22 protein-coding genes are annotated in these 23,932 nt (G+C 74.4%); 12 read left to right on the top strand and 10 right to left on the bottom strand.

The genetic code is table 11. The features are described 5' to 3' along the window. Positions 1 to 38: 38 nt before the first annotated feature. Together ACWCV3_RS00950 and ACWCV3_RS00945 are read right to left on the bottom strand one after the other, a co-directional pair. Positions 39 to 3,170, bottom strand: a complete 3,132-nt coding sequence (locus ACWCV3_RS00950) for a sacsin N-terminal ATP-binding-like domain-containing protein (RefSeq protein ID WP_451216367.1) — start codon at positions 3,168 to 3,170, stop codon at positions 39 to 41. Positions 3,171 to 3,452: 282 nt separating this feature from the next. After that, positions 3,453 to 4,379 carry a DUF3027 domain-containing protein gene (locus tag ACWCV3_RS00945; RefSeq protein WP_451216364.1) on the bottom strand — a complete coding sequence of 309 codons (927 nt, stop codon included), beginning with the start codon at positions 4,377 to 4,379 and terminating at the stop codon, positions 3,453 to 3,455. A gap of 281 nt (positions 4,380 to 4,660) precedes the next feature. On the opposite strand from ACWCV3_RS00945, the gene ACWCV3_RS00940 reads away from it, so the two are divergent. From ACWCV3_RS00940 to ACWCV3_RS00925, 4 genes are all read left to right on the top strand, one after another. After that, a complete protein-coding gene (locus tag ACWCV3_RS00940; RefSeq protein WP_451216361.1) occupies positions 4,661 to 6,061 on the top strand; it encodes an MFS transporter in 1,401 nt (466 codons plus the stop codon). A 62-nt stretch (positions 6,062 to 6,123) separates the two neighbouring features. Next, on the top strand, positions 6,124 to 6,609 hold the full coding sequence (locus ACWCV3_RS00935; RefSeq protein WP_451216358.1) for a DUF2771 domain-containing protein: 486 nt from the start codon (positions 6,124 to 6,126) through the stop codon (positions 6,607 to 6,609). A gap of 17 nt (positions 6,610 to 6,626) precedes the next feature. Next, positions 6,627 to 7,346, top strand: coding sequence for a futalosine hydrolase (locus ACWCV3_RS00930; RefSeq protein WP_451216356.1), 720 nt, complete (start codon positions 6,627 to 6,629; stop codon positions 7,344 to 7,346). Further along, positions 7,336 to 8,199, top strand: a complete 864-nt coding sequence (locus tag ACWCV3_RS00925; protein WP_451216353.1) for a 1,4-dihydroxy-6-naphthoate synthase — start codon at positions 7,336 to 7,338, stop codon at positions 8,197 to 8,199. Before ACWCV3_RS00930 ends, ACWCV3_RS00925 begins: the two co-directional genes overlap by 11 nt. 8 nt (positions 8,200 to 8,207) lie before the next feature. Here the strand turns inward: ACWCV3_RS00925 and ACWCV3_RS00920 are convergent, their stop codons facing one another. After that, complete coding sequence (locus ACWCV3_RS00920) at positions 8,208 to 8,591, bottom strand: cold-shock protein (RefSeq protein ID WP_030804678.1); 384 nt, start codon at positions 8,589 to 8,591, stop codon at positions 8,208 to 8,210. A 162-nt stretch (positions 8,592 to 8,753) separates the two neighbouring features. On the opposite strand from ACWCV3_RS00920, the gene ACWCV3_RS00915 reads away from it, so the two are divergent. Then, a complete protein-coding gene (locus ACWCV3_RS00915; protein ID WP_451216350.1) occupies positions 8,754 to 9,005 on the top strand; it encodes a hypothetical protein in 252 nt (83 codons plus the stop codon). A gap of 100 nt (positions 9,006 to 9,105) precedes the next feature. Here ACWCV3_RS00915 and ACWCV3_RS00910 read toward each other — a convergent pair whose 3' ends face one another. Together ACWCV3_RS00910 and ACWCV3_RS00905 are read right to left on the bottom strand one after the other, a co-directional pair. Continuing rightward, complete coding sequence (locus ACWCV3_RS00910; protein ID WP_451216347.1) at positions 9,106 to 9,747, bottom strand: HAD family hydrolase; 642 nt, start codon at positions 9,745 to 9,747, stop codon at positions 9,106 to 9,108. 50 nt (positions 9,748 to 9,797) lie between these two features. Continuing rightward, the gene (locus ACWCV3_RS00905) at positions 9,798 to 10,799 is read right to left on the bottom strand and encodes a hypothetical protein (RefSeq protein WP_451216344.1); all 1,002 of its coding nucleotides are present in this window, start codon (positions 10,797 to 10,799) and stop codon (positions 9,798 to 9,800) included. 138 nt (positions 10,800 to 10,937) lie between these two features. Between ACWCV3_RS00905 and ACWCV3_RS00900 the strand changes: the two genes are divergently transcribed. Further along, on the top strand, positions 10,938 to 13,397 hold the full coding sequence (locus ACWCV3_RS00900) for a helicase-associated domain-containing protein (RefSeq protein ID WP_451216341.1): 2,460 nt from the start codon (positions 10,938 to 10,940) through the stop codon (positions 13,395 to 13,397). A gap of 82 nt (positions 13,398 to 13,479) precedes the next feature. Further along, entirely contained in the window at positions 13,480 to 15,141 is a 1,662-nt protein-coding gene (locus tag ACWCV3_RS00895; protein ID WP_451216338.1) for a DNA repair helicase XPB, read from the top strand. A gap of 6 nt (positions 15,142 to 15,147) precedes the next feature. Here ACWCV3_RS00895 and ACWCV3_RS00890 read toward each other — a convergent pair whose 3' ends face one another. After that, a complete protein-coding gene (locus tag ACWCV3_RS00890) occupies positions 15,148 to 15,354 on the bottom strand; it encodes a hypothetical protein (protein ID WP_451216335.1) in 207 nt (68 codons plus the stop codon). A 321-nt stretch (positions 15,355 to 15,675) separates the two neighbouring features. On the opposite strand from ACWCV3_RS00890, the gene ACWCV3_RS00885 reads away from it, so the two are divergent. Beyond that, positions 15,676 to 17,751, top strand: a complete 2,076-nt coding sequence (locus ACWCV3_RS00885) for a HelD family protein (RefSeq protein WP_451216332.1) — start codon at positions 15,676 to 15,678, stop codon at positions 17,749 to 17,751. Between the two features lie 147 nt (positions 17,752 to 17,898). On the opposite strand, the gene ACWCV3_RS00880 is transcribed toward ACWCV3_RS00885, so the two are convergent. Both ACWCV3_RS00880 and ACWCV3_RS00875 read right to left on the bottom strand, forming a co-directional pair. After that, on the bottom strand, positions 17,899 to 18,552 hold the full coding sequence (locus tag ACWCV3_RS00880) for a DUF5701 family protein (protein ID WP_451216330.1): 654 nt from the start codon (positions 18,550 to 18,552) through the stop codon (positions 17,899 to 17,901). Between the two features lie 77 nt (positions 18,553 to 18,629). Continuing rightward, positions 18,630 to 19,322, bottom strand: coding sequence for a copper homeostasis protein CutC (locus ACWCV3_RS00875; RefSeq protein ID WP_451216327.1), 693 nt, complete (start codon positions 19,320 to 19,322; stop codon positions 18,630 to 18,632). An 81-nt stretch (positions 19,323 to 19,403) separates the two neighbouring features. Here ACWCV3_RS00875 and ACWCV3_RS00870 point away from each other — a divergent pair, with 81 nt between their 5' ends. Both ACWCV3_RS00870 and ACWCV3_RS00865 read left to right on the top strand, forming a co-directional pair. Beyond that, positions 19,404 to 20,057 carry an HD domain-containing protein gene (locus tag ACWCV3_RS00870; protein ID WP_451216324.1) on the top strand — a complete coding sequence of 218 codons (654 nt, stop codon included), beginning with the start codon at positions 19,404 to 19,406 and terminating at the stop codon, positions 20,055 to 20,057. A gap of 28 nt (positions 20,058 to 20,085) precedes the next feature. Then, a complete protein-coding gene (locus ACWCV3_RS00865) occupies positions 20,086 to 21,189 on the top strand; it encodes a GNAT family N-acetyltransferase (protein WP_451216321.1) in 1,104 nt (367 codons plus the stop codon). Positions 21,190 to 21,199: 10 nt separating this feature from the next. Here ACWCV3_RS00865 and ACWCV3_RS00860 read toward each other — a convergent pair whose 3' ends face one another. Then, the gene (locus tag ACWCV3_RS00860) at positions 21,200 to 21,493 is read right to left on the bottom strand and encodes a DUF4031 domain-containing protein (protein WP_451216318.1); all 294 of its coding nucleotides are present in this window, start codon (positions 21,491 to 21,493) and stop codon (positions 21,200 to 21,202) included. Positions 21,494 to 21,506: 13 nt separating this feature from the next. After that, positions 21,507 to 21,902 carry a hypothetical protein gene (locus ACWCV3_RS00855; RefSeq protein ID WP_451216315.1) on the bottom strand — a complete coding sequence of 132 codons (396 nt, stop codon included), beginning with the start codon at positions 21,900 to 21,902 and terminating at the stop codon, positions 21,507 to 21,509. 55 nt (positions 21,903 to 21,957) lie between these two features. On the opposite strand from ACWCV3_RS00855, the gene ACWCV3_RS00850 reads away from it, so the two are divergent. Further along, positions 21,958 to 22,863: a MurR/RpiR family transcriptional regulator gene (locus ACWCV3_RS00850; protein ID WP_451216312.1), complete on the top strand. Its 906-nt coding sequence runs from the start codon at positions 21,958 to 21,960 to the stop codon at positions 22,861 to 22,863. A gap of 39 nt (positions 22,864 to 22,902) precedes the next feature. Then, a complete protein-coding gene (murQ, locus tag ACWCV3_RS00845; RefSeq protein WP_451216309.1) occupies positions 22,903 to 23,829 on the top strand; it encodes an N-acetylmuramic acid 6-phosphate etherase in 927 nt (308 codons plus the stop codon). The last annotated feature ends 103 nt before the right edge of the window (positions 23,830 to 23,932 follow it).

The raw sequence follows: 23,932 nt of genomic DNA, 5'->3' as shown, positions 1-23,932 counted from the left end.
GCGACCGATTCGTGAAACCCCAGTTCAAGCAGGGAAATTCAGTCGAACCAGCGGTCCCGTGCCAGCTCCTCCGTGCGGGACGGGTCCTCCAGCAGGGCGGCGACCTCGAAGCGGCGGGGCCACTGGCCCGAGGCCCAGGCGAGACCGGCGGCGACGCCTTCCAGGGTGGCCGCGTGGAGGACACCGTCGCCGGTGAGACGCCAGTCGATCTCGACGCCGTCCACGAGGAGCTCGTCGTGCTCGACATAGCCGGCCGGGGCCCCCGGGCCGAGCAACGCCCTCACCGCCTCGGGGACTTCGTGCTCGGCACCCTCGGAGTCCACCGCGCCGGTGACGGACTCGCTCAGCCGCCGCACCTGGAACAGCTCGGCCAGCGAGCCGGCCAGGGACGGCCGCACCGGCAGCAGCGGCACCCCGGAGGTGAAGGGCAGCAGGTCGGGCGAGTCGACGACCACCGCGTCCCGCGCGTCCACCACGACCGCCCGACCGTCGCGCACGGCGCGCAGCTCGTCGGGGAGGGTCACCTGCTCGGGGTCCAGGTCTGCCAGAGCGCTGTAGAGACCGTGCAGCTGGACCGGTGAAACCGGCCGGCCGGGATCGGCCAGCCGGTCGAGGAGTTCGGCGGCGCCACCCGGCTCGTCCAGCAGCGCGGCCACCGAGGTGCGTACGCCGAGGGCGCGCAGGACCTGCTCGTCGTGGAAGCCGGTGGCGTCCGCCTCGTCGTACAGGCCGCGCAGCAGCGGGTCGCCGCCCGCCGCCAGCAGGCCCGCCGGGCGGCGGCCGTCGAGCACCGGGTGCCCGCGCAGCCACCAGGCCGTGTACGGCCGTACGACCTCGTGGGTACCGTCCGGGAGGAGGACGCGGACCGGGTGGACGAGGGCGTCGCGCAGCGGGGGCTGGGCCAGCAGGGCCAGAGCCTCGGGCCAGCGGTCGTCGTCCACCAGGTCCAGGTCGCGCACGGCGACGAGTTCGGTGGCGACGGGCGGCACCGGGCTGTCGGGGAAGCGGTCGAGGACGTCCTCGGACCACACGTCGACGGCGTCCAGCAGACCGGCGTCGTCGGGTTCGGCGAAGTCGCTGTCGCGGGGCTCCAGTTCGTCCGGATCGAGGACCACGTCGGTGGCACGGACCAGCGCGAAGCCGGCCAGTACCCCGCAGGCGGCGAGCGGCTGCGCGCCCCACTTCTCGGCCAGCTCGGCGTCGACCGCGGCGAGTTCGCCCTCGCGGATCACACGGGCGAACGGGCTGCCGGGCAGCACCAGTTCACCGGCCGGGGCGAGTTCGCCGTCCTCGTCGGTCAGGGCGAGCGCGCCGAGCCAGGGCTCGTCACCTGGTTCCAGACCCGCGTCGCGGACCAACGCCAGGACGGTGTCGGCGAGTTCCTCGGCGTCCGGGGCGTCCTCCTCCCACATCGCCCCGCCGTCGTCGTCCAGCGAGGCGGCGACGGCGGCACGGACCTGCGGGGTGGTGAGCACCGCGCGCGGGGTGGCGGGCAGCGCGCCCAGCTTCTCCAGCAGCGGGTGGGCGGCGTCCGCGTGGGCCATCTTCAGGCCGAGCCGGCCCAGCACCTCGGCGTCCGGCGCGCCGGCGTCCGGGGCGGGCAGCAGCACCTGGCGGGGGCCGATCGCGGTCCGGCCGGTCCCGGCGAGCGGCACGGGCAGCCCGGACAGCCGCTCGGGGTCGACCCCGGCGAGGCTGTCGTAGAGCCGCCACCACCACCCGGGCTCCTTCTCCAGCCCGGCCAGCCGGTCCACGGCGTCGGCCAGCGGCAGCCTGGCCACCCCGAGCGCGCGCAGCTCCGGGCGGCGCTCCAGACCGGCCGGCAGCAGGGTCGGCAGCACCTCGGCGAGCACCCGCACGGTGTCCGCGCCCGCGCCCTCCACGATCTCGGCGTCCCTGGGGCGCAGCGCCTCGGGCAGTTCGTCGTCGTCCCGCGGGGGCAGCGCCGGGGGCAGGAACGCGGTGCGCGGCAGCCGGTCCAGCACGGCGTGGCGGAGCGCGCCGTCCAGTTCGCCCTTGCCGAGCGGCCCGGGGACGAGGTCGATGGCGCCCTCGGTCACCGGGCGCCAGCCGGCGAGGAGTTCGGTGTAGGCGTCGGCCGCGCGCTCCACCAGGAAGTCGGTGAGCGGTCCGGGCGCGGCGTGCCGGCGGGTGGTGTCCAGCGGGAAGGACGCGATGAGCACGCCGGGGAAGCCGAGAGGCTCGTCGCTGGGGGTGGGCGCGTGCAGCACGGGCGCGGTGCGGGGGCGCACCGGGCGGCCCTCGCCGTCCTCGGGCACGGCCCAGGTGACCGACCAGTGCGGGCGCAGCCGTTCCTCGACCGGGCGGTCCGCGAGGAGACCGGCGTCGAGCGGGCCGTGGGCGGCGACGGTGCGCCAGCGGGTGGTGCCGTCGCGGGAGTCCTCCACGACGGTGACGGCGCCCTCGGTACGGCGGCGCAGGGTGCGCGGCTCGCGGCCCTCCACCTCGACGACGACCTCTTCAAGGCCGGGCAGGGCGAGCAGCAGGGCGTCGTCCACGGCGTCGAGCAGCCGCTCGGCCAGGGAGGCGGCGGCCGCGTCGCGCAGCGGCAGGATGACGGCGGTGTCGTACGGGTCCGGCGCGGTGCCCTCCGCGGCGAACGGCAGCCTGAGAAGCGGGACGTGGCCGTCGCGGCGGCGCACCTCGTCACCGAGGCCGGGGCTGTGCCGGGAGGTCTCGGCGGTCAGCTCGCGGGCCTCGGCGAGCGACCAGCGGACCCCGCCGTGCCGGCCGACCAGCGCGGGCTCGTCGGTCACGGAGAGCACGGCGGCGAAGCCGACGCCGAACCGGCCGACGGTGGCGTGCCCGTCGTACCGCTCCCGCTTGGCGGACGCGCGCAGGGTGGACAGCGACTCGACGCCGGCGGCGTCCAGGGGCGCGCCGGTGTTGGCGGCGACCAGCACGCCGCCCTGGAGGGTGAGCCGGAGCCGTCCGGCCGTGTCCGAGCGGGCGGCGGCGTCGGCGGCGTTCTGGGCCAGTTCCACCACGAGGCGGTCGCGGTACCCGCCGAGGACGAGGTCCTCCTCGGCGTTGGCGTCCTCACGGAAGCGGGCGGGGCTGGTGGCCCAGGCGTCGAGGACACCGCGGCGGAGACGGGCGGTGCCGAAGGGGTCGGCGCCCTCGGCCGCCGGCCGCACGTACTTGCTCACGTTCACTCTCCATCATCGACGTGAGTTTCGAAGGTACAGCGACCTGACGGTCCGTCCCTCGCGCCGTACGCGCGAGGGGGTCTGCGGCGGGCTGGGCTGGGGCCTGTCCGCCGGATCGTGGTGCGGAAAGGCAGCGGTGCCGGTCGGTCCCGGTGAGCGGGCTCTGGTGCGTCCGGGTGCGAGGCGGAGGAGGGAGTCGGCGCGGAGCGCCGGCGAGTGACGGCAACGCCGCGGACGCGCGTGCCGGGCCCCGCGTCCGCGCCGTGATCCGCCGGCCAGGCCCTAGGAGTGCCCCAGTTCGGCCGCCTCGTCGTCGCCCTCCGCCGGGACCGAGCCGGAGTCGGCGGCCGGGCGGAGCGGGAACGGGTCGAGCCGGGTCTCGTCCACCACGGGCAGCGGCGGGCGGGGCGGGGTCGGCATGACGGCGGCCTCGGAATGGGCTCCGCAGCCGTAGGCGAGCGAGACCACGCGGCCGTCGGCCGGGGAGAACTCGTTGCCGCAGACGCCGAACGCCTGGCCCAGCGATCCGCCGATCGGGGCGAGGAAACCGCAGCTCGCACAGGTGGCGGGGGCGGCCTGGGCCATCGCGGTCTTCGGGCCGAACGCCTCCTCCCAGCGGTCGGCGGCGACATGCAGGCCGTACCGGGACAGCACACGGGCGCGGCGCATGCCCAGTTCCTCGGCGACCGAGGTGATCGAGCCGCGCGCGGGCGGGCCGGCCTGGACGGCGGGGCTGCCGGCGGTGACGTCGGCGTCCTCGCGCTCGGCCACCTCGCTCAGGCCCCCGGCCAGCGCGGAGTTCGGCGGCGGCTCCTCCTCGCCGGAGAAACCGGGCTCCAGGCGCAGGTCCTCCTCGTCGGTGGGCAGGAGGTCGCCGGGGCCGAGGTCGCCGGGGCGCAGCCGCTCGCTCCAGGGCACCCACTGGGGGGCGAGGAGGGCGTCGCGGCCGGGCAGCAGCACGACCTCGTCCAGGGTGACGATCTTGGCACGGGAGGCGCGGGCGACGGTGGCGGCCCAGCGCCAGCCCCGGTAGCCCGGCTCCTTGCACTCGAAGAAGTGGGTGACCACCCGGTCACCCTCCGAGACCACGCCGATGTGCTCACCGACGACGCCGGGAGCGGCCGCTTCCTCCGCTGCGGTGCGCGCGAGGTCGATCGCCTCGGCGCACAGGCGGTCAGGGGTGCGGCTTCGCGTGGTCGCTGCGCTCACAGGTATCGCTTCTCTCCTACGCCGTCTACGAGTGCGGATGCACTCCGGCGGTGAAGCGGACGGAGCGGACCTGTGGGCCGCATCGACGTCCGCGTCCGATCACGCGCGGGCGCACCTCTGCCATCCATTCTGCGTTATGGCTGAGATACGCACGCTACCCCGTCGCCCGCGGTGGGGGACAGTCCGCGGCCACCCGGCGGGTTCCGGACAGGTGGATCTTCACGGGTCCGGGTCGACTCGCTCGGCCGCAAACCGCCTATCGGGCGGCCACTGGGGGCACTATGAAGCACGTGGCAGCCACGGACAGGGGGCGCGGTGGCGGCGGTTCGGGCCGGGTCGGCGGTGCCGTCCGCTCCGTCAGCCGTGCCCTGCACCTGCCGGTGACCGGCACGGCGCGCGGCATCCGGAAGGTCACGCACGCGCACGGGGCGGGCGAGTCGGGGCTCGGCAAGCTGATCGAGCTGCACGCGGTGAACGGCGCCGGGGACGTGATGATCACCGTGGCGCTGGCCTCCACGGTGTTCTTCTCGGTGCCGACCGACGAGGCCCGGGGCAGGGTCGCGCTCTACCTCGCCATCACCATGGCGCCCTTCACCGTCCTCGCCCCCGTCATCGGCCCGCTGCTGGACCGGCTCCCGCACGGGCGGCGGGCCGCGATGGCCGGCGCGATGCTGGCCCGCGCGCTGCTCGCCCTGGTGCTGTCGGGGGCGGTGGCGAGCGGCGGCCTGGAGCTGTATCCGGCCGCGCTCGGGGTGCTGGTGGCGTCCAAGGCGTACGGGGTGGTGCGCAGCGCGGTCGTGCCCCGGTTGCTGCCTCCCGCGTTCTCGCTGGTCAAGGCCAACTCACGGGTCACGCTGGCCGGACTGCTGGCCACCGGGGTGGCGGCGCCGATCGGGGCGGGGCTCCAGACCCTCGGGGACCCCTGGCCGCTGTACGGGGCCTTCGTGATCTTCGTGGCGGGTACGTTCCTGTCCTTCTCGCTGCCCCGCACGGTGGACTCGGCCAAGGGTGAGGCAGTGGCGCTGCTCGCGGCGGACGAACGGCATCTGCACGGGTCCAAGCGGCGGCAACCGGGCAGGCGGCCGGGGCTGCGGACGGTCGGGCCCGCCGTGACCCACGCGCTGGGCGCCAACGCGGCGCTGCGCTGCCTCTCCGGGTTCCTGATCTTCTTCCTGGCGTTCCTGCTGCGCGAGCACCCGCTGGCCGGGGAGAGCGCGGCCGTCTCGCTGGGCATCGTCGGCGTGGCGGCGGGCGCGGGCAACGCGCTGGGCACGGCGGTGGGGGCGTGGCTGCGCTCCAAGGCGCCCGAGATCATCATCGTGACCGTCGTCGCCGTCGCCCTGGGCGTCGCCGTGGTGGCCGCGGTGTTCTTCGGCACCGTCCTGGTGGCCTGCCTCGCCGCCGTCGCCGGCTTCGCCCAGGCCCTGGGCAAGCTCTCCCTGGACGCCCTCATCCAGCGCGACGTCCCCGAAGCGGTCCGTAGCTCCGCCTTCGCCCGCTCCGAGACCATCCTCCAGATGGCCTGGGTCTTCGGCGGCGCGGTGGGCATCGTCATGCCCCTCAACGGCAGCGTCGGCCTGGCGGTGGCCGCCGCGCTGGTCGCGCTGGGCTGGCTGACGACCCTCCGGGGCCTGCTCGCGGCGGCCCGGCACGGGGGGCGGACGCGGCCGCGTGTCGCCTGACGGCGCGGACGTGTCGTACCCCACGTGGACCCACCGCGAGGTGCGCCCGATAGCCTTCGGGTATGACCTCGCTGCAATCCGCCCCGCGACGCCGCCGGGCGCTCGCCGCCGCCGGTGCCGTTTCCGCCGGACTGCTCGCCCTCTCGGCCTGTGACAAGCCGACACCCGTCTCCACGGTCACCGTCGGGGACAGCTCGGTCAGTTCCGAGGCGCTCTGCTACAACGACGGCAAGACGCTGACCGCCAAGTCCCTGGCCCAGTGCGCGAAGAAGGCCGGCGACGAGAAGACGATCACGGTGGACCCGAGCGGCGACACCGTCCGCGTCGGCGTCGACCCGAAGATCGCGGACACGGGCTGGGTGCTGCTGGTCAACGGCCGCCAATTCACCGAAGTCAGCAAGAAGACCTACTCCACCATCCCCGGCAGCGCGTTCTTCAACGCGCAGTACGGCACCCAGGGCAACACCAACACGCTGTCCGTCCAGATGGGCGCCGGTTCGTCGGCCAAGGGCCTGTGGAGCTACAAGCTCAAGAAGGCGACCTCCTGACGGAGGCCTCCGGTCCCGTGAACGCCCGTACGCGCACCCTCGTCGCCACCGCCGTCCCGGCCGAACGGGACGCGGTGGCACGGGCGTTCGCGGGCACGGCCGAAGAGGTACGCCTGCCCGGCGCGACGCTGCTGCGCACGGACGCGGCGGTCGACCTGCTGGCCGCCGGCGTGGGCCCCGCCCTCGCCGCCGCCTCCACCGCCACCGCGCTGACCGCCGCCGCCCTCGCGGGCACCCCCTACGGCCTGGTCGTCTCGGCCGGGATCGGGGGCGGTTTCCAGCCGGAGGCCCCCGTCGGCTCGCTGGTCGTGGCCGACGCGATCACCGCGGCGGACCTGGGCGCCGAGACCCCGGACGGTTTCCTGCCGGTCACCGACCTCGGCTTCGGCACCGTCACCCACCTGCCGCCGAATTCACTCGTACGAGGAGTCGTCGAGGCCACCGGTGCCCGTCCCGGCGCCGTGCTGACCGTCTCCACCGTGACCGGCACCGCCGCCCGCGCCGCCGCCCTGCGCGAGCGTCACCCCGGTGCGCTGGCCGAGGGCATGGAGGGCTTCGGCGTCGCCGAGGCGGCCGTAGCGCACGGCGTGCCGGTGCTGGAGATCCGCGCGGTGTCCAACCCGGTCGGCCCCCGCGACCGCGCCGCCTGGCGCATCGGCGACGCGCTCACCGCCCTCACCGGGGCCTTCGGGAAGCTCGCGCCCGCACTGGAGAGTTGGAACACGCATGACGACTGAGCCCCTGCAGATCGCGTACTCGCCCTGCCCCAACGACACCTTCGTCTTCGACGCCGTCGCCCACGGCCGCGTCCCGGGCGCCCCCGCGCTGGACGTGACCTTCGCGGACATCGACATCACCAACGGCATGGCCGAGCGCGGCGAGTTCGACGTGCTGAAGGTGTCGTACGCCGTGCTGCCCTACGTCCTCGACGAGTACGCCCTGCTGCCCTGCGGCGGTGCGCTGGGCCGGGGCTGCGGGCCGCTGGTGCTGACCCGGGAGGCGGACGACGCTTGTCGCAGTGAAGGGCTGGCGGGACGCACGGTGGCGGTGCCGAGCGAACGCTCGACGGCCTACCTGCTGTTCCGCCTCTGGGCCGCGGACACCCTGCCCGGCGGGGTCGGGGAGATCGTGGTGATGCCGTTCCACGAGATCATGCCGGCCGTGCGGGACGGCAAGGTGGACGCCGGGCTCGTCATCCACGAGGCCCGCTTCACCTACCAGGAGTACGGGCTGCACAAGGTCGCGGACATGGGCGAGCACTGGGAGCGGACCACGGGACTGCCGATCCCGCTCGGCGCGATCATCGCCAAGCGCTCGCTGGGCGCCGTAACCCTCCAGCGGCTCGCGGACGCCTTCCGCGCCTCGGTCCGGGCCGCGTGGGAGGACCCGGAAGCGTCGCGCGCGTACGTCATGGAGCACGCCCAGGAGATGGACCCGGCCGTCGCCGACCAGCACATCGGGCTGTACGTCAACGAGTTCACCGCCGACCTGGGCGAGGACGGCTACGCGGCGATCCGGGGGCTGCTCACACGTGCGGCGGCCGAGGGCCTGGTCCCGGCCCTCGGCCCCGAAGCGCTGGCGTTCCCCTGAGGGGCGGCTCAGACGTCGAGCTGGTCCGCGACGGCGCGGAGGAGACCGGCGATCTTCTTCCCCGAGGTGCGCTCGGGGTAGCGGCCCTTCTCCAGCATCGGCGTGATGTTCTCCAGCAGGGTGGTGAGGTCCTGCACGATCGAGGCCAGCTCGTCGGGCTTCTTGCGCTGGGCGGCGGCCACCGAGGGTGCCGGGTCGAGCACGGTCACGGAGAGCGCCTGGTCACCGCGCTGACCGGCCACGACGCCGAACTCCACGCGCTGTCCCGGCTTGAGTGCCTCGACTCCGGCGGGCAGGACCGAGGAATGGACGAAGACGTCGCCGCCGTCGTCGCGGGAGAGGAAGCCGAAGCCCTTCTCGCTGTTGAACCACTTGACCTTGCCGGTGGGCACGTCTGTCCTCGTCCTCGTACTCGTCGGGAAAAGCTCGGAAACGGCTCTGCGTAGCACTGTGGCGGGTCGACCATGACCCGCCGACACCAAGGCTAATGGTCTTCGGGCGGGTGACAAGGTGCTCCCCGGTTGTTCTCTCGCGCTGGGAACTACCCTGGTCCGGTGCGTGACAAAACCCAAACGAATTCCGCCGGGCCGGGTGACGGACTGATCCGCGCCGGCGTCATCGTCTTCTTCCTCGGCGCCGTGGCCACGCTTGTCACGGTGGCCCCGCTCCTCCTCGGCAGCCATCCGTTCCCGACCTTCATGTTCGGCCTGAGCATGCTGATGGCGGTCGGGTTCCTGATCGCGGGGGCGGGAGTGCTCCGCTCGGTGGCGGCGGGTCGGCGCCAGGCCCGGGGCACCGGGCGCTGAGCCCGGCCGGGCGCCGGTGCGTCGGCGGCCGGCGGCGCGTCCCGGCCGGCCGCGTGGTCGCCCGCACCCCTCCGGGGCGGGCACGGCCGACGTGTCGGGGTCAGCGGCGCCGGGCCGCCGTCACATGCGTGTCGAGCCAGGCCGGGAAGGCCGTCAGGTCGGGCAGGACCACGTCGGCGCCCGCCGCCCGGAGTTCGTCCCCGGTGCACGGGCCCGTGGCCACCGCCACCGAGAGTGCCCCGGCGGCGCGGGCTCCCCGCACGTCGCCGGTGTGGTCGCCCACGTAGACGTGCGCGCCGTGTTCGCGCAGGGCGCGGGCCTTGTCCTCCGCCCAGAGGTCGCCGACCACGACGTCCGGCTCGATCCCGAGGTGGTCCAGGTGCAGTCCGGCGTTGGGCTCGTACTTGGCGGTGACGACCAGGGTGCGGCCGCCGGCGGCGCGTACGGCGGCGACGGCCTCACGGGCGCCGGTCAGGGCGCGGGTGGGGGCGATGGCGTACTCGGGGTACATCGCGCGGTACAGGTCGGCCACGGCGGGGACGTCGGCGGCCGGGAACCAGTTCACCAGCTCCTCCGCGAGCGGCGGGCCCAGCCGCGTCACCGCGAGGTCGGCGTCCACGTACACCCCGGTCCGCTCCGACAGCGCGAGATAGCAGGCCCGGATGCCGGGCCTGGAGTCGATGAGCGTCATGTCGAGGTCGAAGCCGACGGTGGGCGCATACGCGGGGGGCACGGCGAGCATGGCCGCCATTGTGCCCGGCCGGGGTGACGGAGACAGGGGCCGGGGTCCCGCTACCGCCTGCGCTGCGACCGCCAGAGCAGGAACAGCGCCGAACTCACCGCGGCCCCCCGCACCACCCACGGCCAGGTCCCGGCCAGCGCGTCGCCCATGTGCCCCTGCGCGACCGGTGCCCCCCAGTGCCCGGTGTCGCGCCCCCAGACGTACGCCACGCCGGCCGCGAGGGCGAGCGCGGGCAGGACCAGCACCGCCCACTTGGTCTCCGCCGGGGTCAGCCGGCGGGAGCCGTAGGCGATGAGCCAGCCGAGCAGCAGCGCGTACCAGTTGCCCAGCACCGCCCCGGCCAGCAGCGCGGCGGCGCCCAGCAGCAGGAGCGGGTTGGTCCAGCCGGCCGAGGGCAGCGGGACGAACCGCCGGAACCGGGAGCGCGGGACCACCTCCACGGGCTCCGCCACGACCTCCTTCGGCTTCGCCTCCGCCTCCGCCTCCGCCTCCGCCTCCCGTGCGGGCTTACCGGGGGGCCGCCGCAGCATCTCCGGGATCTCCACCCCGCCGACGAACCCCGGCACCGAGTCCGCGGCCGCCGCGCCGAAGGGCCCGTCCGCCACCCGCCACCAGTCGGGCCGGGTCAGCGACTCGCCGAGTTCGCCGGCGGAGGCGAGATGCGGAGGGGAAGCCCCCGGGGCCGGCACGGAGGGCCCCGGGTCGGCCGGTCGCGGCCGGGGCACGGCCGCGCGCAGCCCCTTGAGGCCTCTCGGCCTGCGCTCCGGCTTCTCCGGCTCCGGCTGCGCGGGCACCGCGGTGGGCGGCGGCTGCGGCGCCGGGCCCCCGCCGCCCGCCGACCGCACCACGTCGTCCGGACTGCCGAGCTGATCCAGGATGCGGCGCACGGCGGCCGGGCTGTCCACGGTGGCCCTGGCCCGGTGCCGGTCGATCTCGTTGCGCAGCTCGGACACCAGCCGCATGCGCGCGGCCGACGGCAGCTGCCGCTGCTGCGCCACGTCCCCGACACGGCTCAGATACTCGTAGACGACCTGGTCGCTCTCGATCCCCAACGGAAAACCCCTCCGGGGCGACGGTGGTGGAACCTCGTGGAGGAAGGTAGCGCAGACCGCCACCAATCGGCCCACGCGGGCGGAGCGGCCCCCCGGGACCCTCGGCCGCCGCTTGCCCCAGCCGCTAACGTGGGTCAGATGAGCCCCGAGGCATTCTCAGCCCCCCGGTCCCTCGCGGAGGCACTCCGCACGCGGGACGACGCCTCGCTGGCCGCGCTGCTGCGCGACCGACCCGACCTCGTCGCGCCCGTCCCCACCGATCTCACCCAGCTCGCCACCCGCGCCGGCACCCGTGCCTCGGTGCTGCGGGCGCTGGAGCACCTGGACCGGTTCGCCCTCCAGACCGCGCAGGCACTGGCCGTCGCCCCGGACCCGGCGACCTACGACACGCTGCACGGCCTGCTGGCCGGTGACGACGGCGACCCGGCCGTCACCAAGGCCCTGCCGGGTACCGTGGCCGCCCTGCGCAGGCAGGCGCTGATCTGGGGCGACGACGACCGGCTGCACCTGGTCCGCACCGCCCGCGAGCTCCTCGCCCCCTCCCCCCAGCACCCCTCCCCCACCGGACTGGGCCCGACCGTGCGGGAGGCGACGTCGGGCATGTCGCCGGGGCGGGTGCAGCAGATCGTCAACACGGCGGGGCTGCCCTCCACGCACGACCCGGTGTCCGCCGTCACCGCGCTCACCGGCCTGTTCGCCGACCGCAAGCGGATGGACGCCCTGCTCGCCGGAGCCCCGGAAGCCGCCCGCGAGGTGCTGACCCGGCTGATGTGGGGCCCGCCGTACGGACAGGTCACCGCCGAGCCCGCCGCCCATCTGCGCTGGCTGCTCGACCGGGGTCTGCTGCTGCCGACCGCGCCCGGCACGGTCGTGCTGCCCCGCGAGGTCGCGCTGCATCTGCGCGGCGGCCGGGCGCACCGGGTGCCCGAGCCGGTGCCGCCCGCCGTGGAACCGTCCGTGGCCCACGACCCGCGGATCGTGGACGCGACGGCCGCCGGGGAGGCGTACACCGCGCTCGCCACCGTCGAGGACTTGCTGAAGCAGTGGGACCAGGGCGGCCCCGCCGTGCTCCGGGCGGGCGGGCTCAGCGTGCGCGACCTGAAGCGGACCGCGGTCGCCCTCGACGCTCCCGAGCCGCTCGCCGCGTTCTGGATCGAGCTGGCCTACGCCGCCGGCCTGCTCGCCTCGGACGGCGCGGCCGACGAGCGCTACGCACCCACCCCCGCCTACGACACCTGGCTGGAACGCCCGGTCGCCGAACGCTGGGGCCGCCTCGCCGCCGCCTGGCTCGCCGCGACCCGCACCGCCGGGCTGATCGGCGGCCGGGACATCAAGGACCGCGCCCTGTCCGCGCTCGGTCCGGGGCTGGACCGCTCGGCCGCCCCCGAGGTACGGCACCGGGTGCTGACCCTGCTGGCGGACCTCCCGGCCGGCGTGGCACCGGCACCGGAGGCGGTACTGACCCGGCTGACCTGGGAGCGCCCGCTGCGCACCCCCCAGCGGGACGGAACCGAGGACCTCAGGGTCCGGCTGGCCCGCTGGACGCTGAGCGAGGCGGAACTCCTCGGCGTCACCGGCCGGGGCGCCCTCTCCGGCCACGGCCGGGCCCTGCTGGGCGCGGCCCCCGGGCCGGACGGCGACCCCCTCTCCTCCTCCGGAGAGCACACGGCCATCGCCGTCGGGCTCCTCGCCCCGCTCCTCCCCGAACCCCTCGACCACGTGCTGCTCCAGGCCGATCTCACCGCGGTGGCCCCCGGCCCGCTGCTGCGCCCTCTCGCCGAGACGCTCGGGGTGCTGGCGGACGTGGAGTCCAAGGGGGGCGCGACCGTGTACCGGTTCACCCCGGCGTCGGTCCGCCGGGCGCTGGACGCCGGGCAGACCGCCGCCGACCTGCACGCCTTCCTCGCCCAGCACTCCCGCACCCCGGTACCGCAGCCCCTCACCTACCTCATCGACGACGTGGCCCGCAGGCATGGGCACCTCAGGGTGGGCGTCGCCTCGGCGTACGTGCGCTGCGACGACGACTCGGTGCTGAACGAGATCATCGCCGACAAACGGGCCGCCGCCCTGCGGCTGCGCCGTCTCGCCCCGACCGTGCTGGCCGCCCCCTGCGACCCGGCGACCCTGCTGGAGGGCCTGCGCTCGCTGGGCTACGCGCCCGCCGCCGAGTCCGCCCAGGGCGATGTGCTGATCACCCGCGCCGACGCCCACCGCACCCCGCCGCGCACCGCGCCCGAGCCGGTGCCGGAGGGACCGCCCGCCCCGGACGCCGTGCTGCTGACGGCCGCCGTCCGCGCCATCCGGGCCGGTGACCTGGCCGCCACCACCCCGCTGAAGGCCCCCGGCCAGCAGCCCGCCGGCGGTGTACTGCCGCGCACCAGCCCTGCCGACACCCTGGCCACCATGCAGGCGGCCGTCATGACCGGCGAGGCCGTGTGGATCGGCTACGTGAACGCCGACGGCGCCGCCAGCCAGCGCGTCGTCGCCCCCATCCGCGTCGAGGGCGGCTTCGTCACCGCCTACGACCACACCGCCGACGAGGTCCGCACCTATCCCCTGCACCGGATCACCGGGGTGGCCGAGCTGGCGGAGGACTGAGCCCGGAGCCGGCCTTCCGACCCCCCGCACGCGCCGCGCATCGGGCACACTGGAGGTTTGGCCGCGCGGAAGGATGGCACACGTGAACGGTCCGCTTATCGTCCAGTCCGACAAAACTCTGCTCCTGGAAGTCGACCACGAGCGGGCCGACGAGTGCCGTCGGGCGATCGCGCCCTTCGCGGAGCTGGAACGGGCCCCGGAGCACATCCACACCTACCGGCTCACCCCGCTCGGCCTGTGGAACGCGCGGGCCGCCGGGCACGACGCCGAGCAGGTCGTCGACGCGCTGGTGCAGTACAGCCGGTACCCCGTGCCGCACGCCCTGCTGGTCGACATCGCCGAGACCATGGACCGGTACGGCCGGCTCACCCTGAGCAAGCACCCGGCGCACGGGCTGGTGCTCACCAGCACCGACCGGCCGGTGCTGGAGGAGATCCTGCGCTCCAAGCGGGTCACTCCGCTGGTCGGCGCCCGGATCGATCCGGACACCGTGGCCGTGCACCCCTCCGAGCGGGGTCAGATCAAGCAGACCCTGCTCAAGCTGGGCTGGCCCGCCGAGGACCTCGCCGGGTACGTGGACGGCGAGGCGCACCCGATCGACCTGCGCGAGGACGGCTGGGCGCTGCGTCCGTACCAGAGGCAGGCGGTGGAGAACTTCTGGCACGGCGGCAGCGGCGTCGTGGTGCTGCCCTGCGGTGCGGGCAAGACGCTGGTCGGCGCCGGGGCGATGGCGCAGGCCGGGTCGACCACGCTGATCCTGGTCACCAACACCGTCTCCGCCCGGCAGTGGAAGCACGAGCTGGTGAAGCGGACCTCGCTGACCGAGGACGAGATCGGCGAGTACAGCGGCACCAGGAAGGAGATCCGGCCGGTCACCATCGCCACCTATCAGGTGCTGACCACCCGCCGGAAGGGTGTCTACCCGCACCTGGAACTCTTCGACTCGCGTGACTGGGGTCTGATCGTCTACGACGAGGTCCATCTGCTGCCCGCTCCCGTCTTCAAGTTCACCGCCGATCTCCAGGCCCGCCGCCGCCTCGGTCTGACCGCGACCCTGGTGCGCGAGGACGGCCGCGAGTCCGACGTGTTCTCGCTGATCGGTCCCAAGCGGTTCGACGCGCCGTGGAAGGAGATCGAGGCGCAGGGCTACATCGCGCCCGCCGACTGCGTCGAGGTCCGGGTGAACCTCACCGACTCCGAGCGCCTCGCCTACGCCACCGCCGAGACCGAGGACAAGTACCGCTTCTGTGCCACCACCGCGACCAAGCGGAAGGTCACGGAGGCGATCGTGCGCCGGTTCGCCGGGCAGCAGGTCCTGGTGATCGGCCAGTACATCGACCAGCTGGACGAGCTGGGCGAGCATCTGGACGCGCCCGTGATCAAGGGAGAGACCTCCAACGCCCAGCGGGAGAAGCTCTTCGACGCCTTCCGCGAGGGCGAGATCAGCGTGCTGGTCGTCTCCAAGGTCGCCAACTTCTCCATCGACCTGCCCGAGGCGACCGTCGCCATCCAGGTGTCCGGCACCTTCGGCTCCCGCCAGGAGGAGGCCCAGCGGCTCGGCCGGGTGCTGCGGCCCAAGGCGGACGGGCACCGGGCGCACTTCTACTCGGTCGTCGCCCGCGACACGATCGACCAGGACTTCGCGGCGCATCGCCAGCGCTTCCTCGCGGAGCAGGGCTACGCCTACCGGATCGTGGACGCCGACGAGATCCTCGCGGAGGCGGAGGGGCCGAAGGAGAGCTAGACCGGGCTACGGATCCCGGGGGGCGTCCCCGTATCCGCGGTGGACGCCCGTCTCCTCGCCGTACTCGCCGAGTATGACCACGCCGAAGGCGGCCTGCGCGTAGACCTTGATCGCGTGCAGGACCTCGCCCAGGACGTGGTGGTGCCCGCCTCCGGCCACCGCGGTGGCGCCGGACGGACGGGGTGGGAGGGGATGAAGGGCTGCTGCGCTCATGTCTCCATGGTGAGACTTCCGGCACAAGTCCGGAATACACCCACGGGCTGGTTCTCAAAGCGATCCCTCTGCACCCGTGGGTGGACTGCGCCCCCGCGCCCCGCTCCCTGATCCGGCCTGATCCGAACGAGAGGCTGCGGAGCGGGACGGGATTCGCACGCGCCCGGATATTCGTTGGCCTCCCCCCGCCCGTCCCGCCTACAATCTCCGCTCTTGCCCGCCTCCCCTCGGAGTGCCGCCGCCCGGCCGGTAACCGGACGGCACCCCCCAGGCCGTGTCCGGCCCCGTGACCACGCAGCAGGTTCCCCCGGAGGCACTCCCTTGTCCGCGACCGCACCCGACCCGCTCGACGACCCCCGCGCCCCCCTGACCCGCGAACGCACCCACCTGACCGCCTCACGGGCCGCCCTGCGCGCCATGCGCGAGGACGTGGAGGCCCTGGACATCCAGGACGTCGCCGCGAACTGGGTCAACGCCCAGGTGCTGACCCGGCAGATCGACGAACGGATCAAGGCGCTGGCCGACCTCAGCGACACCCCGCTGTTCTTCGGCCGGCTCGACTATCTGCACGCGCCGGGTGCCGGGCAGGCGGAGGGCGCGGAGGGGGAGCGCTTCTACATCGGACGCCGGCACGTCCACGACGCGGACGGCGACCCCATGGTCGTCGACTGGCGTGCCCCCGTGTCCCAGCCGTTCTACCGGGCGTCCAGGAAGGACCCGATGGACGTCGGACTGCGCCGCCGCTTCGGCTACACCGGCGGCGAGCTGACCGCGTACGAGGACGAGCACCTGTCCGACCCCTCGGAGACGGCTGCCACCAGCAGGCTGCTCCAGCAGGAGATCGAGCGGCCGCGCGTCGGCCCGATGCGGGACATCGTCGCCACCATCCAGCCCGAGCAGGACGAGATCGTCCGCAGCGGGCTCGGCGGCACGGTGTGTGTGCAGGGAGGCCCCGGTACGGGCAAGACGGCGGTGGGTCTGCACCGGGTCGCCTATCTGCTCTACGCGCACCGGGAACGACTCGCCCGCACCGGCACCCTGGTCATCGGGCCGAACCGGTCCTTCCTGCACTACATCGAGCAGGTGCTCCCCGCTCTGGGCGAGTTGAGCGTGCAGCAGGCGACCGTGGACGATCTCGTGGCCCATGTCGAGGTGCGCGGCACGGACGAGGCGCGAGCCGCCGTGATCAAGGGCGACGCCCGGATGGCCGAGGTGCTGCGCCGCGCGCTGTACGCGCAGGTGACGATGCCCACCGAGCCGGTCATGGTGGTGCGCGGGTCACGTCGCTGGCGGGTTCCGGCGTACGAACTGGAGGAGATCGTCCGGGAGCTGCTGGGGCGCGAGATCCGGTACGGCGCGGCGCGCGAGGCGCTGCCGCAGCGGATCGCGCACGCGGTGCTGGTGCGGATGGAGCAAGCCGGGGAGGCGCCGGACGACCGGGTGCAGGACGCGGTCGCGCGCAACAGCGCGGTCAAGGCCGCCGTGAAGGCCGTCTGGCCACCCGCCGATCCGGCCAGGCTGGTGCTGCGGCTGCTGTCCGACGGGGAGTTCCTCGCCGAGCACGCGGCCGGAATCCTGGACGAGGACGAGCAGAAGGCCGTGCTCTGGGCCAGGCCGGCGCGCGGTGTGAAGTCGGCCCGGTGGTCCTCGGCCGACGCGGTGCTGATCGACGAGGCGGCCGACCTGATCCAGCGCACGCACTCGCTGGGCCACGTCGTCCTGGACGAGGCACAGGACCTCTCGCCCATGCAGTACCGCGCGGTCGGCCGCCGCTGCACCACCGGCAGCGCCACCGTCCTCGGTGACCTCGCGCAGGGTACGACCCCCTGGGCGACCCGGAGCTGGGACGAGGCACTGGCCCATCTGGGCAAGAGCGAGGGGGTGATCGAGGAGCTGACGGCCGGGTTCCGCGTCCCCACGGACGTGATCACGTACGCCTCCCGGCTGCTGCCCCACATCGCGCCCGGTCTCACCCCGGTCGCCTCCGTCCGTGAGAACCCCGGTTTCTTCCAGGTGCGCGCGGTGGGCGGGGTGGCCGAAGTGGTCGCCGCGTGCGAGGAGTTGCTGCGCAACGAGGGTTCGACCGGTCTCATCGCCGCCGACGCCCGCGTGCCCGCGCTCGCCGAGGCCCTGACGGCGGCCGGGATCGGCTACCTCGCGCCCGGTGAGGAGACCACCGAGGAGACCCGGCTGACCCTGGTCCCGGCCTCGCTCGCCAAGGGCCTGGAGTACGACTACGTGGCGCTGGACGAGCCGCGCGCCGTGGTCGACGGCGAGCCCGACGAACGCACCGGCCTGCGACGGCTGTACGTGGCGCTGACCCGGGCGGTGTCGGGGCTGATCGTGGCACACACCGGGCCGCTGCCCGAGCAGCTCGCCGGCTGGGCGGCTGGATAGGGTTCTTCCGTCCGTCCCCCGCCATGTCCCCCCGGAAGGGCTCCTGCTCCCGGTCCCGGGCCCTCCGCCGTCCTCGCCGGCCTCCCGCCGGACCTCACGTGCAAAGGGACGGGCGGTCCCCGGCGGATCACGCGCCCCGGGCCACCGCTACGGCTCCAGCCCCCTCCGCCCCGACGCCGACGCGAACCCCAGCCAGGTGTGCCGGTTGCCCGCCCAGCACCAGCCGGCCTTGGGGGCGTCGCGGCGCTCGCGGCCGTCGCGGCCGGTGCCGTTGCTGATCCAGAGTGCCGGGGTACGGGCGTCCAGCGTGCCCTTGGGCTTGCGCAGCCGGGAGCCGACGGTCATGAAGCAGTGATTGCGCTCCAGTACCTCGGGGCGCTGGAGCACCCAGTGGACGCCCTCGGTCAGCAGCAGCGGGGTACGGGACGCGGCGGTGAGCGCCGGAAGTGCCTCGTCCGGGCTCCAGTCGGCCATGTCGTCGCCCCGGTCGACCCCGCTGACCAGGTACAGCGGGGTGTCCGGCAGCTCGATGGTGTCGAGCGGCGCGAAGAGGTCGATGTCGGTCATGTCGGTGACGACGAACCCGGCCCTGTCCCCGCGCCGGAGCAGCGGCACGAGCGCGGAGGCGGGGGCGAGGTCGGGACGGACGGCGAGGAGGTCGTCCTCACCGGCGTCCCCGAACCGCTCGGCGGCCGCCCGGATCTCGGCGGCCGTCAGCCCCGCGATCTCGTGCACGCCCAGTTCGATCAACCGCTCGGCCTGGGTACCGAGCGGGGTCAAGGTCTGCGTGGTCTCGGACACGATGCTCCCAACGACAGCGGTGTGCACGGGCGCAGGCCCAACGAACCGGACTCCCGGAACATTCCCGGCGGGACCGCCTAATCCCCGTCGAGCGTCCCCCGCCACACCCCGACCGCCTCGGCGCACACCGGTCCCGCCCAGCCACGCGGCCGGGCCGCGCCCCCGATGTGGAAGGCGTCGATGCCGGCGGAGCGCAGTTCCGGGACGTGCTCCAGCCGCAGGCCGCCGCCGGCCATGATGCGCGGCTCGTACCCCGGTGTACCCGTGTACGCGGCCTCTGCCGTCAGCGTGACCAGTCCGTCGTCGACACCCGTCGCCGAGCCCGCCGTGAGGAAGGTGTCCAGACCCGGCAGCCCGCTGAGCCGCTTGCGCAGCGCGTCGCGGTCGGCGGCACGGTCGATCGCCCGGTGGAAGGTCCAGGGGCAGCCGTCCAGCCCGTCGACGATCCGTTCGACCGCCGCGAGGTCCACGTCGCCGTCCGGGTCGAGGAAGCCGAGGACGAACTGGTCGGCGCCCGCCGCCCGCAGCTCGGCGGCCGCGGTCGTCAGCCGGCCGAGGTCGCCCGCCGCGAACCCGTCCGACAGCCGCAGCATCACGCGCAGGTCGATCGTGACGGCGGCGCGGATCGCGGCCACCACGGCGGGGTCGGGGCTGAGCCCGTCCGCCGCCATGTCGGTGACCAGTTCCAGCCGGTCCGCGCCTCCCGCCTGGGCGGCGACCGCGTCCTCGACCCCGAGGGCGATCACCTCCAGGACCGCACGCTTGCTCATGGCACCCCAATTCCGACACGACTACAGGTCTAGTCCAATTCCAGGGTACGCCCCGACCCCGATCACCGGAACAATGGACGCATGGCCGACGCAGACACCGCAGCAGACCTCGGGCTCCGCTTCGCCCGCGCCCTCGAAGCGGCCCGCGCGCCGGGCGGGGGGCCGGACCCGGCGCCGTACGCCCAGAACCTGATCGCCCGCTGGGAGGAGCCGCAGCGGCGCTATCACACGCTCGCCCACCTCACGGCGGTCCTCGACCGGGTCGACGCGCTGGCGGAGTACGCCGACGACCCCGACCTCGTCCGGCTGGCGGCCTGGTTCCACGACGCGGTGTACCTGCCGGAGCGGTCGGAGAACGAGGAGCGCTCGGCTCGGCTGGCCGAGCGGGCGCTGGCCGAGGCCGGGGTGCCGGCGGCGAGGGTCGCGGAGGTGGCCCGGCTGGTCAGGCTCACCGTCGGCCACGACCCGGCCGGGGACGACCGGAACGGGCAGGTGCTGTGCGACGCCGACCTGGCGATCCTGGCCTCGGCGCCGTCCGCGTACGCCGCCTACACGGCCGGGATCCGCGAGGAGTACCACTTCGTGCCGGGCGACGTCTTCCACGAGGGACGTTCGGCGGTTCTTCGCCAACTCCTGGACCTGCCCAGGCTGTTCCACACCCCCTACGGGTCGGAGCACTGGGAGGCGACGGCCCGCTGGAACCTCGCGGGAGAGCTGGAAATGCTGTCGCCCTGAGCCGGGGCCCACCCCTAGGGTTCCGTCCATGCGAGCGATGAGCGGGGACCAGGTGACCGAGGCCGTGCGCGGCTGCGTGACGACGCTGCGCCCGGCCGCCGACCGCGACTGGACGGCCGTCCGCGCCGGAGGTGTGGAGTGGGACTGCCACGTCACGGCCCTGCACGTCGCCGAGTGCCTCCTCGCGTACGCCGGCAACCTCGCCGGCCACGCGCGGGACGCGTACGTGCCCTTCGAGATGCGCCTGGAGGACGGCACCGGCAACGACGGCCTGCTGCACGTCCTTCAGACCACCGGCGCGCTGCTCGCCGCCGCCGTGAACACGGCCGCGCCCGGCGACCGCGCCTTCCACCTGTACCCGTTCCGCAGCGCCGACCGTGAGGGGTTCGCGGCGATGGGCGTGGCCGAGGTGCTGCTGCACACCCATGACATGGCCCAGGGCCTCGGGCTTGCGTACACGCCGCCCGAGAGCCTCGCCGAAGCCGTGCTGACCTCGATCTTCCCGCACGTCCAGCCGGGCCCGGAAGCCTGGCCGACCCTGCTGTGGGCCACCGGCCGGGGCGAGCTGGCGGGCCGCCCGGCGGTGGACGGCTGGCGCTGGCGCAACAACCTCGTCCTCCCCTCCGAACGCCTCACCCTCACCGGCCTGCGCCCGGACGCCGCGCGCGACCTCCGCCTCGGCGGGGACGGCGGCTTCACCTGGCTCGGCGGCGCCCCCTGCGAGGGCACCCGTGAGGCCGCCGGTTTCCTGGTCAAGGCGTACGAAGCGGGCGTCCACAGTCCCGAGTTCGGCGTCTTCACCCTCGTCCGCGCCGAGGACGGCCTCGCCGTCGGCGGCATCGGCTTCCACGCCGTCCCCGACCCGGAGGGCCGCGTCGAGATCGGCTACGACCTCGTCCCGGAGGCCCGCGGCCGGGGCTACGCGACGGAGGCGGTCCGCGCCCTGACGAGGTGGGCCCGCTCCCGCGACGGCGTCCACCAGGTCGTGGCCACCGTCGCCCCGGACAACCCCGCCTCCGAACGCGTCCTCGCCCGCGCGGACTTCCGCCGGGCCGACACGGACCAGGAGGAGACGGCCCGCAGGGAGCACGGCATGGCGAGCGGCATGCGGCTGTACATCCTCCGCGACTGACCGCCCGGACTCACGCCCTCCGGCCTGATCCGAACGAAGGACCCTGGGCCCCCTTGCGTCGTCGCAACCCCGCCGCGTGCAGCAGGCGTACCACGTCGCGGCTGCGGACCTCCACCGCGCCCGCGGCGACCGCGTCGGCGTAGCGGTGGGACGGGATGTCGTAGTGGTCGCGCTCGAAGGCGCGTGGTGGGACGCCCAGGGAGGCCGCGAAGAGGTGAAGCTCGGCGTACGAGGCGTCGCTGATCAGGTGGGACCACAGGCGGCCGTGGCCGGGCCAGGTGGGCGGGTCGATGTAGAGGGTCACGCGGGGCCGGCCGTCACCTGGGGGTGTTCCCGTCCAGCGCCTTGCCGAGGGAACCGACGGGGGCGACGTCCACCCCGGACTCGTGGCAGACCCAGTGCGGGTCGGGGCCCAGTTCCGGCTCGACGTCCAGCGCGTGCGGGTCGCCCGTGACGCACACCGGGCACAGCGGCCAGCGGCCCTTGCGTTCCAGCAGCGCGTCCTGCACGTCCTGCGCCACCAGCCCGGAGACGAACGCGGCGCCCTCCGGCCACTGCTCGACCCACCACCGGCGCTGCGCCAGCGACTCCTCGACCAGCGAGACCACGTCCGCCTCGGCCACGTCACCGGCCATGAGGTCGGCGAGCACCCGCGCCCGGGCCGCGTGCAGGGCCTGTTCGAGCGAGCTGACGGGATCTGCGGCGTCGTTCATCCCCCCATTGTGCGCACTCTTGCCCCGCCTGCCGAACCGGAAATATCTTTCACGGGTGACCCAGGACGTGAAGGAAACTTTCGGAAGCCCCGGCGGTTCGCTCGCCGCCAAGGTACGCACCCTCACGCCGTCCATGACGCGGTCCATGCAGCGCGTGGCCGAGGCGGTCGCGGGAGACCCGGCCGGCTGCGCCGCCCTCACGGTCACCGGGCTCGCGGAGCTGACCGGCACCAGCGAGGCGACCGTCGTCCGCACCGCCCGCATCCTCGGCTACCCCGGCTACCGCGACCTGCGGCTCGCCCTCGCCGGGCTCGCGGCCCGTCAGGAGTCCGGGAGCGCGCCCGCGATCACCACGGACATCGCGGTCGACGACCCGCTGAGCGACGTGGTCGCCAAGCTGGCCTTCGAGGAGCAGCAGACCCTCGCCGACACCGCCGCCGGACTGGACACCGCCCAGCTCGGCGCCGCCGTCGCCGCGCTGGCCGCCGCCCGCCGTACGGACGTGTACGGCCTGGGGGCGTCCGGGCTGGTAGCGCAGGACCTCACGCAGAAGCTGCTGCGCATCGGGCTGGTCGCGCACGCACCGGGCGATCCGCACCTCGCGGTGACCAACGCGGTGCAGCTCCGCGCGGGGGACGTGGCGGTCGCCATCACCCACTCGGGCTCGACCGGCGACGTCATAGAGCCGCTGCGCACCGCCTTCGAGCGCGGCGCGACCACCGTCGCCGTCACCGGCCGCCCCGACTCGCCCGTCACCCAGTACGCCGATCACGTGCTGACCACCGCCACGTCCCGCGAGAGCGAACTGCGGCCCGCCGCGATGTCCTCCCGTACAGGCCAACTGCTCGTCGTGGACTGCCTGTTCGTCGGCGTGGCGCAACGGACGTACGAGAGCGCGGCCCCCGCCCTGGCCGCGTCCTACGAGGCACTGGCCCACCGGCACCGGAGCGCGACGCGTTAGCTTTCCTCGTTCGGACCCGACCGGAAAGAGCCGCACCAGATGACCGATCCTCTTCGTCTCCAGAGCGAGCTGGCCACCCTGACCACCGAGGCGTTCCGGCCGGAGCTGGCCGGGATCGACCGACTGCCGACACTGGACATCGCGCGGCTGATGAACGGCGAGGACACCGGCGTGCCCGCGGCCGTCGCCGCCCGGCTGCCCGAGATCGCCGCCGCCGTCGACGCCGTCGCCGACCGCATGGAGCGCGGCGGCCGGCTCGTCTACGCCGGCGCCGGCACGGCCGGACGGCTGGGCGTGCTGGACGCCTCCGAGTGCCCGCCCACCTTCAACACCGCGCCCGGTCAGGTCGTCGGGCTCATCGCCGGCGGACCGGGTGCGCTGGTCGACTCCGTGGAGGGCGCGGAGGACTCCCCCGACCTCGCCCGCGCCGACCTGGACGCGCTGAAGCTGACCCCGGACGACTCGGTGGTCGGCGTCTCCGCGTCCGGCCGTACCCCGTACGCCGTCGGCGCGGTGGAGCACGCCCGCGCGGCGGGCGCCCTGACGGTGGGCCTCTCCTGCAACGCGAACAGCGCCCTGGCGGCCGCCGCCGAGCACGGCATCGAGGTGGTCGTCGGCCCCGAGCTGCTCACCGGCTCCACCCGCCTGAAGGCGGGCACGGCCCAGAAGCTGGTCCTCAACATGCTGTCGACGATCACGATGATCCGCCTCGGCAAGACGTACGGAAACCTGATGGTCGACGTCCGCGCCTCCAACGCCAAGCTCCGCGCCCGCTCGCGGCGGATCGTCTCCCAGGCCACGGGCGCCCCGGACGCGGAGATCGAGCGGGCCCTGACGGAGGCGGACGGCGAGGTGAAGACGGCGATCCTGGTCCTTCTGGCGGGAGTGGACGGCGAGACGGCGACACGGCTGCTCCGGGAGTCCGACGGCAGACTGCGGACGGCGCTGGGAAAGGCGGGGGCGTAGGGCCTTTCGTTCGGACCAGGCATCAGGGACCGGCCCCCGCGAGCCCGGCATGATCCGAACGAGAGGCCCCAAGGGCTGTCCCGTACGGCCGACCGCCTTCCGG

The sequence above is a fragment of the Streptomyces sp. NPDC001781 genome, assembly GCF_053596035.1.
This window is presented reverse-complemented; position numbering and strand designations above follow the sequence as displayed.

Excerpts from the sequence above, each read along its gene's own strand:
- murQ (WP_451216309.1), top strand. The coding sequence starts at position 22,903 with ATGACCGATCCTCTTCGTCTCCAGAGCGAGCTGGCCACCCTGACCACC.
- ACWCV3_RS00910 (WP_451216347.1), bottom strand. The coding sequence starts at position 9,747 with ATGCTCGCCGTGCCCCCCGCGTATGCGCCCACCGTCGGCTTCGACCTC.
- ACWCV3_RS00865 (WP_451216321.1), top strand. The coding sequence starts at position 20,086 with ATGCGAGCGATGAGCGGGGACCAGGTGACCGAGGCCGTGCGCGGCTGC.
- ACWCV3_RS00900 (WP_451216341.1), top strand. The coding sequence starts at position 10,938 with ATGAGCCCCGAGGCATTCTCAGCCCCCCGGTCCCTCGCGGAGGCACTC.
- ACWCV3_RS00890 (WP_451216335.1), bottom strand. The coding sequence starts at position 15,354 with ATGAGCGCAGCAGCCCTTCATCCCCTCCCACCCCGTCCGTCCGGCGCC.
- ACWCV3_RS00870 (WP_451216324.1), top strand. The coding sequence starts at position 19,404 with ATGGCCGACGCAGACACCGCAGCAGACCTCGGGCTCCGCTTCGCCCGC.
- ACWCV3_RS00925 (WP_451216353.1), top strand. The coding sequence starts at position 7,336 with ATGACGACTGAGCCCCTGCAGATCGCGTACTCGCCCTGCCCCAACGAC.
- ACWCV3_RS00935 (WP_451216358.1), top strand. The coding sequence starts at position 6,124 with ATGACCTCGCTGCAATCCGCCCCGCGACGCCGCCGGGCGCTCGCCGCC.
- ACWCV3_RS00940 (WP_451216361.1), top strand. The coding sequence starts at position 4,661 with ATGAAGCACGTGGCAGCCACGGACAGGGGGCGCGGTGGCGGCGGTTCG.
- ACWCV3_RS00875 (WP_451216327.1), bottom strand. The coding sequence starts at position 19,322 with ATGAGCAAGCGTGCGGTCCTGGAGGTGATCGCCCTCGGGGTCGAGGAC.
- ACWCV3_RS00855 (WP_451216315.1), bottom strand. The coding sequence starts at position 21,902 with ATGAACGACGCCGCAGATCCCGTCAGCTCGCTCGAACAGGCCCTGCAC.